Annotated in this window: 11 protein-coding genes; 6 read left to right on the top strand and 5 right to left on the bottom strand. The window is 73.8% G+C overall.

Features of this window, described 5'->3' with window-relative positions:
• Positions 1 to 135 precede the first annotated feature (135 nt).
• Entirely contained in the window at positions 136 to 795 is a 660-nt protein-coding gene (locus tag ACSNOK_RS23615) for a vitamin K epoxide reductase family protein (protein WP_436782762.1), read from the bottom strand.
• A 307-nt stretch (positions 796 to 1,102) separates the two neighbouring features.
• Between ACSNOK_RS23615 and ACSNOK_RS23620 the strand changes: the two genes are divergently transcribed.
• From ACSNOK_RS23620 to ACSNOK_RS23630, 3 genes are all read left to right on the top strand, one after another.
• Entirely contained in the window at positions 1,103 to 2,881 is a 1,779-nt protein-coding gene (locus tag ACSNOK_RS23620) for a GAF domain-containing protein (RefSeq protein ID WP_436782763.1), read from the top strand.
• A 66-nt stretch (positions 2,882 to 2,947) separates the two neighbouring features.
• A complete protein-coding gene (locus ACSNOK_RS23625; protein ID WP_436782764.1) occupies positions 2,948 to 3,274 on the top strand; it encodes an NIPSNAP family protein in 327 nt (108 codons plus the stop codon).
• Between the two features lie 98 nt (positions 3,275 to 3,372).
• Positions 3,373 to 5,814, top strand: a complete 2,442-nt coding sequence (locus ACSNOK_RS23630; RefSeq protein ID WP_436782765.1) for a phosphoketolase family protein — start codon at positions 3,373 to 3,375, stop codon at positions 5,812 to 5,814.
• Positions 5,815 to 5,824: 10 nt separating this feature from the next.
• On the opposite strand, the gene ACSNOK_RS23635 is transcribed toward ACSNOK_RS23630, so the two are convergent.
• A complete protein-coding gene (locus ACSNOK_RS23635; protein ID WP_436782766.1) occupies positions 5,825 to 6,505 on the bottom strand; it encodes a response regulator in 681 nt (226 codons plus the stop codon).
• A 282-nt stretch (positions 6,506 to 6,787) separates the two neighbouring features.
• Between ACSNOK_RS23635 and ACSNOK_RS23640 the strand changes: the two genes are divergently transcribed.
• Positions 6,788 to 7,066, top strand: coding sequence for a hypothetical protein (locus ACSNOK_RS23640; protein WP_436782767.1), 279 nt, complete (start codon positions 6,788 to 6,790; stop codon positions 7,064 to 7,066).
• 19 nt (positions 7,067 to 7,085) lie between these two features.
• Positions 7,086 to 7,310: a hypothetical protein gene (locus ACSNOK_RS23645; RefSeq protein WP_436782768.1), complete on the top strand. Its 225-nt coding sequence runs from the start codon at positions 7,086 to 7,088 to the stop codon at positions 7,308 to 7,310.
• A gap of 178 nt (positions 7,311 to 7,488) precedes the next feature.
• Here the strand turns inward: ACSNOK_RS23645 and ACSNOK_RS23650 are convergent, their stop codons facing one another.
• Positions 7,489 to 9,231, bottom strand: a complete 1,743-nt coding sequence (locus tag ACSNOK_RS23650; protein WP_436782769.1) for a pyruvate dehydrogenase — start codon at positions 9,229 to 9,231, stop codon at positions 7,489 to 7,491.
• A 134-nt stretch (positions 9,232 to 9,365) separates the two neighbouring features.
• Positions 9,366 to 10,730: a cryptochrome/photolyase family protein gene (locus tag ACSNOK_RS23655; protein WP_436782770.1), complete on the bottom strand. Its 1,365-nt coding sequence runs from the start codon at positions 10,728 to 10,730 to the stop codon at positions 9,366 to 9,368.
• Between the two features lie 182 nt (positions 10,731 to 10,912).
• Between ACSNOK_RS23655 and ACSNOK_RS23660 the strand changes: the two genes are divergently transcribed.
• Positions 10,913 to 11,131: a hypothetical protein gene (locus tag ACSNOK_RS23660; protein WP_185944789.1), complete on the top strand. Its 219-nt coding sequence runs from the start codon at positions 10,913 to 10,915 to the stop codon at positions 11,129 to 11,131.
• A gap of 58 nt (positions 11,132 to 11,189) precedes the next feature.
• Here the strand turns inward: ACSNOK_RS23660 and ACSNOK_RS23665 are convergent.
• On the bottom strand, positions 11,190 to 11,912 hold a 723-nt coding region (locus ACSNOK_RS23665; protein ID WP_436782771.1), incomplete at its 5' end, for a hypothetical protein.

Genomic DNA, 11,912 nt, shown 5'->3' on the forward strand with positions numbered 1-11,912 from the left:
GGCCGGGGCAGGGGCCGGGCGGGGCCCGGAGGAGGGCCGAACGGCCCTCTCCGCGGGGCTTCACCAGGAGACGGCGAGCAGGTCTCCGGGCTTCCCGCGCGTTCACACGCCCACGCGTTCACGCGTTCCACGTGTTCACCAGGGCGCCCAGAACCGTCCCACCACGAGCAGCGCGATCACCCCGTACCAGGCCGCCGGCACGGCCCAGTGGAACTCCAGCACCCCCAGGACGAGCCCGCGCGGCGCGGGCAGGAACCGGTGCCGGAGGTTGTGCGCGGTGGTGTACCAGAACAGGGCGATCGTCACGGCCCACGCCAGACAGCACCACAGGCACAACGCCCCGATCGCGTACAGCGCCTGGGACATCAGCCACATGCAGAACACCGCCCCGGCCAGCGTCCCCAGGTTGAGCCCCAGCCAGCACCAGCGCGGCAGCCGGGCGCCGGTCAGCAGCACGACGCCGAGCGCGACGACGACCGCGTAGGCGACCAAGCCGATCAGCGGGTTGGGGAAGCCGAACAGCGACGCCTGGTCGCTCAGCATCACAGGGGTGCACGAGACGGTGGTGTTCAGGCTGCACGCGGGGCGGAACCCCGGGTTCTCCGTCAGCCGGATCTTGTCGACGGTGATCTGGAAGGAGGCGAGCAGGCCCAGCGCCCCGGCGACGACCAGCAGCCAGGCCAGGGCGCGGCCGGCCCCGGCGGCGCTCCGTGGCGCCCGTACCGGCGGTGCCGCCGCCCGGTCGGGGCCCGGGACGCCGCCGTCGGCCGGCCGGTCGAGCGCGATATCGGTCATGGCTGTCCCTCCTGGTCTCCGGACACGAGACCGCCGCGCCGGCCGGCCCGCCCTCCCGGCGGGACGACGGGCCGCCGGGCAGGGCGGAGCGGGCCCGCCGCCGCGCCACTCGGCGGCGGACCCGTCGCGGCCATTCAACGCGGCCGCGACGGTGCGGTCCAGGGGCCGGTCGGCCCCACCCGAGGGCACGGCGATACGGTGTGCGGGGGCCTGAGCAGGGCCGTCCGACCGGGCCCGGCTGTTTTCGGCCGGAGGAGGAACGGCGGGGCGCGGGCGGGGCGCGGGCCCGGGAGAGGCGAGGAGAGGCGTGGAGAACACCGGGGCGGCGGCGGTACGGCTGCCGCAGCTCAGACTGGACGAACTGCTGGACGAGGTCCAGGCCCGGCTCGACGCCGCCCGCGGCACCCGCGACCGCGTGCACAAGCTGCTGGAGGCCGTGCTGTCGGTCGGCCGCGGCCTGGACCTCGAACAGGTGCTGCGCGGCATCATCGAGGCGGCCGTGGTGCTGGTCGACGCGCGGTACGGCGCGCTGGGCGTCATCGGGCCGGACGGCCGGCGGCTGTCGCAGTTCCTCACCGTCGGCCTGACGGACGAGGAGATAGCGGCCATCGGCCCGTACCCCTGCGGCCACGGCATCCTGGGCGAGCTGATCCGCCGTCCGGAACCGCTGCGGCTGCCGAAGATCTGCGACCACCCCGCCTCGTACGGCTTCCCGCCCGGCCACCCGCCGATGAACACCTTCCTCGGGGTGCCGATCCGGGTCCGCGACCACGTCTTCGGCAACCTGTACCTGACGGAGAAGCGCGGGGGAGCGGACTTCGAGGACGAGGACGAGGAGGTCCTGGCCACCCTCGCCGTCGCCGCGGGCATCGCCATCGAGAACGCCCGCCTGTACGAGGAGTCCACCCGGCGCGAACGGTGGCTGCGGGCCGGCGCGGAGGTGACGACCGCCCTGATGTCCGACCGGCCGCGTGCCGAGGTCACCGCCCGTATCACCGAACTCGCCCGTGAGATCACCGGATCCGCCCTGGCGGTGTTCTCCCTGCCGGAGGCCGGGGACGGCGCGCTGACCGTCGAGGCGGCCACCGGCCGGGGCGCCGACGCGCTCCGGCACCTGGTCCTGCCCCTCGAAACCACCCTGAGCGGCGCCGCGTTCACCGGCGCCCGGCCCGCCCGGGGCCACGCCGGCGAGGTACCGGCGGGCCCGGCCGGTCCCGGTTCCGCGCTGGCCGTCCCCGTCACCTCCGGCGACGACGCCGTGCACGGCGTGCTGCTGCTCGTCCGGGCCGCGGGCGCCGGTGACTTCCCCGAGTGGGAGACCGAACCGCTGCTGGCCTTCGCCGGTCAGACGGGGCTGGCCATGGAGCTGGCCGAACGCCGGGCGGACACCGCCCAGTTGGCCCTGCTGGAGGACCGCGACCGGATCGCCCGTGACCTGCACGACCTCGCCATCCAGCGGCTGTTCGCCACCGGTATGACCCTGCAGAGCGCCGACCGCTTCATCGACCACCCCGAGGCCGCCGAACGCGTCCGCCGCGCCGTCGGCGACCTCGACGAGACCATCAAGATCATCCGCTCCACCATCTTCGGCCTCCGCTCCCGCGAGACCGCCCCCCAGCACGGCCTGCGCACCCGCGCCGTCCGGGCCGTCGCCGAGGCCGGCACCGCGCTCGGCTTCGCGCCCAGCCTGCGCATGGAGGGCCTGCTGGACACCCAGGTCCCCCGCGAGGCCGCCGACGACGCCGTCGCCGTCCTCGCCGAGGCCCTGGCCAACGTCGCCCGGCACGCGGAGGCGGGCGCGGTGGACGTCGCCGTCGTCAACGAGGGCCGGGAGCTGACGCTCACGGTCGCCGACGACGGAGTGGGCATCGCCTCCGCCGACGGCCGCCGCAGCGGCCTCCGCAACCTCGCCGAACGCGCCGAACGCCACGGCGGCACCCTCACCCTGTCCGCCCCGCCGGGCGGCGGAACACTCCTGGAGTGGCGCATCCCGCTGGCAGGAGGCGGGACGGGCGGAGCCGGGAACGCGGGCCGAGGCGGTGCGACCGGCGGCTGTCCGGTGGATCACGGCCCGACGGGCGGGTGAGCGGGAAACCGCTGCCACACCCGGAATTCGCTTTCGCACCGGGGGCCCGCCCACCATGATGCCGACATGATCACCATCCATCTGAAGTACGAAATCGACGCGGACAAGCTCGCGGACTTCGAGGAGTACGGCCGCCGCTGGATCGCCCTCGTCAACCGATTCGGCGGCACCCACCACGGCTACTTCCTGCCGAGCGAGGGCGACAGCGACATCGCCTACGCCCTCTTCTCCTTCCCCAACATGGCCGCCTACGAGCGCTACCGCACCGACAGCACCACCGACCCGGCCTGCCGCGAGGCCTACGAACTGGCCCGGACCACCCGCTGCATCAAGCGCTACGAACGCCGCTTCCTACGCCCCCTCGACGCGAACCAGGCCGTCTCCCCGACATAACCACGCACCGCGCACCGACCCGCCGGGAACGAGGCGGCCGGCCCCCGCTCGGCGGTCGTCCCATGGCGTTCGGCCTCGGGAGGTGGAACCGTGGGGGCATGCCGGAAGTCGGGAAGGCCCAGCGGTTCGAGGAGTCCGAGGGTGGGGAGCGCGGCGGCGAGACGCGGCGGTGCGTTCGTCGTGGTGAGGTCGACGACAAGGAACTGGCCGCCCTGGACGCCCACTGGCGGGCCGCGAACTACCTGGCGGCCGGGCAGATCTACCTGCTGGACAATCCGCTGCTCACCGAGCCGCTGCGGCCGCAGCACATCAAGCCGCGGCTGCTGGGGCACTGGGGCACCTCGCCCGGGCTCAACCTCGTGTACACCCACCTCAACCGGGTGATCAAGGAGCGCGGGACCGAGGCGCTCTGCGTCTGGGGGCCGGGGCACGGGGGGCCGGCCGTGCTGGCCAACTCGTGGCTGGAGGGGAGCTACACGGAGACCTACCCGGACGTCACGCGGGACGCGGCCGGGATGCGGAGGCTGTTCCGGCAGTTCTCGTTCCCGGGCGGGGTGCCCAGTCATGTCGCGCCCGAGACGCCGGGGTCGATCCACGAGGGCGGGGAGCTCGGGTACGCGCTCTCGCACGCCTACGGGGCCGCCTTCGACCGGCCTGACCTGCTCGTGGCCTGCGTCATCGGGGACGGCGAGGCCGAGACGGGGCCGCTGGCCGCGTCCTGGCATTCCAACAAGTTCCTCGATCCCGTGCGGGATGGCGCCGTGCTGCCCATTCTCCATCTCAACGGGTACAAGATCGCCAACCCCACCGTCCTCGCCCGGCTCCCCGAGCACGAGCTCGACCGGCTGCTGCACGGGTACGGGCACCACGTCCTGCACGTCACCGGCGACGACCCGGCGACCGCGCACCGGGCCATGGCCGCCGCCATGGACACCGCCCTGGACCACATCGCCGCCATCCGGCGCACCGCCCGGGAGGAGGGCGTCACCGACCGGCCGTCCTGGCCCGTGATCGTGCTGCGTACGCCCAAGGGGTGGACCGGGCCCGGCGAAGTCGACGGGCTGCCCGTCGAGGGCACCTGGCGGTCCCATCAGGTGCCGCTCTCCGGCGTCCGGGACAACCCCGAGCACCTGCGGCAGCTGGAGGCATGGCTGCGGTCCTACCGGCCGGAGGAGCTGTTCGACGGTGACGGGCGGCCCGTCTCCCCGGTGCTGGAGTGCGTGCCCGAGGGAGACCGGCGCCTCGGCGCCACCCCGTACGCCAACGGCGGGCTGCTCCTCCGCGACCTGCCCCTCCCGCCCCTGGAGCGGCACGCGGTCGCCGTGGACCGGCCGGGCGCCGGGCGGCACGAGCCGACCGCGGTCCTCGGCGGCCTGCTCGCCGACGTCATGGCCGCGACCGCCGACCGCCGCGACTTCCGCGTGGTCGGCCCCGACGAGACCGCCTCCAACCGGCTCCAGGCCCTCTACGGCGCCACGGGCAAGGCGTGGCAGGCCGCCACCGAGCCCACCGACGAGCACCTCGACCGGCACGGGCGGGTGATGGAGATCCTCTCCGAGCACACCTGCCAGGGGTGGCTGGAGGGCTACCTCCTCACCGGGCGGCACGGGCTGTTCTCCTGTTACGAGGCGTTCGTGCACATCGTCGACTCCATGGTCAACCAGCACATCAAGTGGCTGCGGGTCTCCCGGCGGCTGCCCTGGCGCCGGCCCGTCGCCTCCCTCAACTACCTGCTCACCTCGCATGTGTGGCGGCAGGACCACAACGGGTTCTCGCATCAGGACCCCGGGTTCGTCGATCACGTCCTCAACAAGAGCCCCGAGGCCGTCCGGGTGTATCTGCCGCCGGACGCCAACACCCTGCTCTCCGTCGCCGACCACGCCCTGCGCAGCCGCGACTACGTCAACGTCATCGTGGCGGGCAAACAGCCCTGCTTCGACTGGCTGACCCTGGAGCAGGCCCGCGCCCACTGCGCCCGGGGTGCGGGCGTCTGGGAATGGGCCGGCACCGAGGACGGGCGGCGGGAGCCCGACGTCGTCCTCGCCTGTGCCGGGGACGTACCGACACAGGAGACCCTGGCCGCCGCCTCCCTGCTCCGCAGGCACCTGCCCGACCTGGCCGTCCGCGTCGTCAACGTCGTGGACATGGCCCGGCTGATGCCGCACGGCGAGCATCCGCACGGTATGCCGGACCACGAGTTCGACGCCCTCTTCACCACCGACCGGCCCGTCGTCTTCGCGTACCACGGCTACCCGTGGCTCATCCACCGCCTCGCCTACCGGCGGGCCGTCCACGCCCAGCTGCATGTGCGGGGATACAAGGAATCCGGCACGACGACGACACCATTCGACATGGTCGTCAGCAACGACCTCGACCGCTACCGGCTCGTCATGGACGTCATCGGCCACGTCCCCGGCCTCGCCGTCCGGGCCGCCGCCGTGCGGCAGGCGATGGAGGACGTACGGACCCGCCACCACGCCTGGATCCGCGCGCACGGGACGGACCTGCCGGAGGTCGAGGAGTGGAGCTGGGAAGGCTGAACGCGGTGGGTCAGCTCCCCGCCCGGGCCGCCTCCGAGGCGATCACGGCGGCCTGGATGCGGCGCTCCACGCCCAGTTTGGCGAGCAGCCGCGAGATGTGGTTCTTCACGGTCTTCTCGGAGAGGAAGAGCTGCCGGCCGATCTGACGGTTCGTCATCCCTTCGCCGATGAGCGCCAGGATGTCGCGCTCGCGCGGCGACAGGCCCGCCAGCCGGTCGTCCTCCGGGTGCGCGCCCTCGTCCCCGCGCAGGCTGCTCATCAGCCGGGCGGTGGTGGCCGGGTCGAGCATGGACTGCCCGGAGGCGACCGTCCGGATCGCCGCCACCAGGTCGGAGCCCTTGATCTGCTTGAGCACGTAGCCCGCCGCGCCGGCCATGATGGCGTCGAGCAGGGCGTCGTCGTCGTCGAACGACGTGAGCATCAGACAGGCCAGGTCCGGCATGCGCGAGCGCAACTCCCGGCAGACGGAGATGCCGTCGCCGTCGGGCAGCCGGACGTCCAGGACGGCGACGTCCGGGCGGAGCGCGGGACCCCGGGCGAGGGCCTGGCCGATCGTGCCGGCCTCGCCGGCCACCGTGATGTCGTCCTCGGCGTCCAGCAGGTCCTGGATGCCCCGCCGGACGACCTCGTGGTCGTCCAGGAGGAACACCCGGATCGGCTTCTCCGGAGAGAAGACCCTTGCCTGTTCCACTGCCCCTCCTGTCACCGTCCGCGCCGGTCGTACCGGTCACGCTTCGTGTCGATCGTGGTCGATCGTACGGGGTGGCGCCATGGGCCGAACGGCCCCACCCCGCCGGGACGGCGACCCGGGCCCCTCCGGCCCCCGCGGCCCGGCGTGTCACCTCCGTCCCGACCTCGGGGGCCGAACGGGTGGTGTCCGCGTCACGCCCGTTCACGGTGGGCGCGGCGCGGGAGCACCCTGTGGCCACTGGCGACCCCGTTCGCGTACGGCGATTCGGAAAGGCGGCCGGACATGGCCGGACTGGAAATCAAGAGCAGTGGCCTGCTGTTCCTCGGCAGCGGCCAGCAGAACTCCTTCGCCTTCGACTTCCGCAAGACCCCGAGCGGCAGCTCCTGGGTCCGGCCCTGCGTGAGCCATACGTCGTTCAGCGACCGGCAGGCCACGCTGGAGTACGTGTCGGAGTTCGCGTTCTGGGACTTCGACGACCCGATCCCGCCGTTCTGGGGGCTCACCCTCCGGGCCTCCGGGAACGCCCAGTTCGTTTTCACCCTCGTCCTTGTCACCCCGTAACGGAACGGACGGTCCGATCATGCGCGTACACGCGGCGTTCGACGAGAACGGGGAGATCCTCGCCCTGGCGGAGATCGTGGAGGAGGGCGACGACCGCGTCGGGGTGCGGCTGGTCCCCGGCGACGACCGCGAGGTGGCCGACTTCACGGTGCCGGACGACTGCGCCGGAAAACCCTTCTCCGAGCTGGTCGCACGCTACCGGGTGGACCGTGGGTCCAAGGAGCCGCGGCTGACCCGGCGGTAGCGGCCGGAGCCCGTCCGGCGGATGGCGCCCGGGCCGCCGGACGGGACCCCCAGGCCGGGCTGATCCCGGGGGTCGTCAGCCAGCGGCCCGTCCGCGGCGGTCGGCGAACGGCGGCTGATCCCCGGCGGTTCGGCGGACGGCGTTCGCGGAGGGTGCGGTGCCGCGCGACGCCGCAGGCTCAAGGCCGCGGGATGTTGCGCAGGTTCGAGCGGGCCATCTGCACCATCCGCCCCACGCCCCCGTCCAGCACCATCTTCCCGGCCGAGAGGGCGAATCCGCTCACCATGTCGGCGCTGATCTTCGGAGGCATGGAGAGGGCGTTCGGGTCGGTCACGATGTCCACCAGCGCCGGCCCCTTGTGCTTGAACGCGTCCCGCAGCGCCCCCCGCACGTGCTTGGGCTTCTCCACCCGCACCCCGTACGCCCCGGCCGCCGTCGCGAGCGCCGCGAAGTCCGGGTTGCGGTTGGCCGTGCCGTACGAGGGCAGGCCGCCGACCATCATCTCCAGCTCCACCATGCCCAGCGAGGAGTTGTTGAACAGCACCACCTTCACCGGCAGCCCGTACTGCACCAGCGTCAGGAAGTCGCCCATCAGCATGGAGAACCCGCCGTCCCCGGACATCGACACCACCTGCCGGTCCGGGTCGAGGAACTGCGCCCCGATCGCCTGCGGCAGCGCGTTGGCCATGGAGCCGTGGGTGAAGGAGCCGATGACCCGGCGCCGGCCGTTGGGGGTGAGGTAGCGGGCGGCCCAGACGTTGTTCATGCCGGTGTCGACGGTGAACACCGCGTCGTCGGCGGCCTCTTCGTCCAGGATGGACGCCACGTACTCCGGGTGGATCGGCGTGTGCTTCTCGACCTTCCGCGTGTACGCCTTGACGACCCCCTCCAGGGCGTCCGCGTGCTTCTTCAGCATCTTGTCGAGGAACTTCCGGCTGCTCTTGACCTGCACCTTCGGCGTGAGGCAGCGCAGCGTCTCGCGGACATCACCCCACACAGCGAGGTCCAGCGCCGACCGGCGGCCCAGGTGCTCCGGCCGGACGTCCACCTGGGCGATCTTCACATCGTCCGGCAGGAACGCGTTGTACGGGAAGTCGGTGCCCAGCAGGATCAGCAGATCGCACTCGTGCGTGGCCTCGTAGGCGGCGCCGTAGCCCAGCAGGCCGCTCATGCCGACGTCGTACGGGTTGTCGTACTGGATCCACTCCTTGCCGCGCAGCGCGTGCCCGACCGGCGCCTTCACCCGCTCGGCGAACCGCATCACCTCGTCGTGCGCCCCCGCCGTGCCCGCGCCGCAGAACAGTGTCACCTTCCCGGCCTCGTCCACCATCCGCGCCAGCGCGTCGATCTCCGCGTCCCCGGGCCGCACCGACGGCCGGGTGGTGACCAGCGCGTGATCCCCCGTGGGCGCGGCGGCCGGCTGCCCCGCGACGTCTCCCGGCAGCACGATGACGCCGACCCCGCCGCGCCCGACCGCGTTCTGGATGCCGGTCCGCAGCACCCGCGGCATCTGCTGCGGAGTGGACACCAGCTCGCAGTAGTGGCTGCACTCCTGGAAGAGCCGGTCCGGGTGCGTCTCCTGGAAGAAGCCGGTGCCGATCTCGCCGCTCGGGATGTGCGAGGCCAGCGCGAGCACCGGGGCCATCGAGCGGTGCGCGTCGTACAGGCCGTTGATCAGGTGCAGGTTGCCGGGCCCGCAGGAGCCCGCGCAGGCCGCCAGCTTCCCCGTCAGCTGAGCCTCGGCGCCCGCGGCGAACGCGGCGGCCTCCTCGTGGCGGACGTGCACCCAGTCGATCGCCGCGTTGCGGCGCACCGCGTCCACAACTGGGTTGAGGCTGTCGCCGACGACTCCGTAGAGCCGCCGCACCCCGGCCCGCGCCAGGATGTCGACGAACTGCTCCGCCACCGTCTGCTTGGCCATGAGAACGCTCCTCCGTTCCGCCGTGTCGTACGCGACCGGCGCGGCGATGCGGCCGGTCTCCCCGGGCCCCTGCCCCCATACACCCACGGAACACCTGGTCACGCATCTCCGTACGGCTCGCGGTGGGGAGAGGTTCAGTCCAGGCCGCGGGCCGCCCGGAAGCGGGCGAGGGCCTCGGTGAGGCCGACGAGCGGCTCCGGATAGCGCAGCCCGGACCGCAGCGCGGCGGGCAGCTTCCACGGTTCGTGGACGGCCGGGCCGGGGACGCCGGCCAGCTCCGGCACCCAGCGGCGGACGTAGGCGCCGTCGGGGTCGAAGCGGCGGCCCTGGACGACGGGGTTGAGGACGCGGTTGGGGCGGGTGTCGGTGCCCGTGCCCGCCATCCACTGCCAGTTGAGCTGGTTGTTGGCCAGGTCACCGTCGACCAGGTGGCGGAGGAAGTGCCGGGCGCCCTCCCGCCAGTCGTGGTAGAGGGTCTTGCTGAGGAACGAGGCGACGATCATGCGCGCCCGGTTGTGCGTCCAGCCCTCGTGGGCGAGCTGGCGCATCGCCGCGTCGACCACCGGGTAGCCGGTGTGGCCGGACCGCCAGGCGTCGAACTCGTCGGGGTCCCGACGCCAGATGTCGTGCCGCGTCCGGTAGTCGCGGGCGGCGGCCCGGGGGACGGCGGCCAGCACCTGGTGGTGGAAGTCCCGCCAGGCCAGCTGGCGGACGAACGCCTCGGCGCCCGGGGAACCACCACGGGCGCGGGTGACCACCTCCAACGGGGACAGGCAGCCGAAGTGCAGATAGGCGGAGAGACGGGAGGTGGCGTCGGCGGCGAGGTCGTCGTGCAGCTCGGCGTAGCGGTGGACGCCGCCGCGCAGCCAGGCCGTCAGCCGGCGGCGGCCCTCGCGCTCGCCGCCCCGGGGGAGGCCGGGCGCCGCGCCGCCGGCGCCCAGGTCGGCGGCCGACGGAACGGGCAGCCCGTCCACCTCCGGCACGGTGACGCGCCGGGGCGGGGCTACGACCTCCCGCGGCGCCCGCGCCGACCAGCGCCGGAAGTACGGGGTGAAGACCGCGAAGTGGTTCTTCCCGAGGGGCGCCACCTCGCCCGGCGCCAGCACCGTGACCACCCCGTCGTACACCAGGAGCCGCCGCCCGTCCGCCTCCAGCGCGGCCCGCAGCCGCTCCTCGCGGCGGTGCGCGTAGCCGCTCACCCCGGCGGCGAGGTGCACGTCCGTCGCGCCCGTCGCGGCGGCCACCCGGCAGATCTCCTCGACGACGTCGCCCCGGCGGACGACCAGCCGGCCGCCGCGCGCCCGCAGCCCCTCGTCGAGGTCGGCCAGGCAGTCGGCGAGGAACGCCGACCGGCTGGGGGCGGCGAATCCGGCGTCGGCGACGCCGCTGTCGACGACGAACAACGGGACGGTCGCGTCGGCGGCGCGCACGGCCGCCCGCAGCACCGGGTTGTCGTACAGCCGCAGATCGGAGGTGAACAGGGCGATGGCGACGCGCATGGCGCCAGGCTACGGCGCGCCCGACGGCCGCCGGAGGCGCGTCGGCGCGCGGCGCGGGGGCCGATCGGGTGAGCGGGCCGCCCGGGGCAGGGATGCCGGGCCGGGGCCTGGAACACCTGATCAGGAACCCCCGCGCGCCCCGGTGCGGCGGGGGACGAGTGACCGCGACGAGAGAGGCCCGTATGCCCGCCGACGAACTGCCCCGCTTCCTGGCGGCCCTGAGCCCCGCGAGCCGGAAGAAGGTCGAGAGCCAGCCGCCCGAGCGGCAGGAGCAGCTGGCCGCCGCCTGGGAGGCCGAACTCAGCGAGGACACCGACCTGGACACCCTGAGCGAGCTGTCGCCCGCGGCGGCGGCGGACGAGGCGGCCGAACGGGTGGTGCGGGAGTTCTTCGAGGAGTGAGTTCGAGGAGTGAGGGGGCCGGGCCGCGAGCACGCGAGAGCGGCGGGGGGCGTCGGGGTCAGAACCGGCGGCGGTCGGCCATGGCCGCCCGGACCGCCGGGACGGACCCGTCACGGACCCCGTGCCGCGGGAGCGCCTCCGTCCGGGCGCCGGGTTCGGGACCTGGCCCTTCCCCACCCGTCACGGTGGCGCTCTCCAGCACCTGGTCGATCTCCCGCTGCACCTCCCCGCCGGCCGGCTGGTCGATGCCCAGGAGGAAGGCGGCCCGGTTCGCGTCCACCTCCAGGAGCGTCATCCGCAGCCGGGCCGGCCCGTCCTTCTCCGTGTCCACCCTCAGGGCCACGGTGTGGGCGGGGTGCCCGTCCACCGTGGTCGGCCGGGACTCTTCCGGCGTGACGGGCCGGTCCGGGTAGAAGAACTCCGCGTTGGACCGGGCGGACCGCTCCGCCCACATCCCCAGCCGGTCCCGGGGGATGGCCGCGGAGCGGCCGGTGAGGACGACGGCCGCGTGGTGGTCGTCCTGCTTCTTCCTGCCGATGGCCGAGGTGAAGGCGCCGATGAGCTTCCGCTTCCGGTCCTGCTCCCAGCCCTTGGGGATGGCGTAGGACAGCCCGGCCGCGCTGTCCTTCACTCGTGGCCGCCCGGCCAGCGGCGAGTCGTCGCCGTCCCGCGTCAGCCACCAGGCCCCCGCCGCCCCGCCGGCCACCACGGCCAGGGCGACGGCACCGGCCACCACCGCACGCCGCCGCCGGTGCCGCGCGGGCGGGGCCGGGGGCAAGGG

It is taken from the genome of Streptomyces sp. URMC 126, assembly GCF_051386555.1.
Taxonomy (GTDB): domain Bacteria; phylum Actinomycetota; class Actinomycetes; order Streptomycetales; family Streptomycetaceae; genus Streptomyces.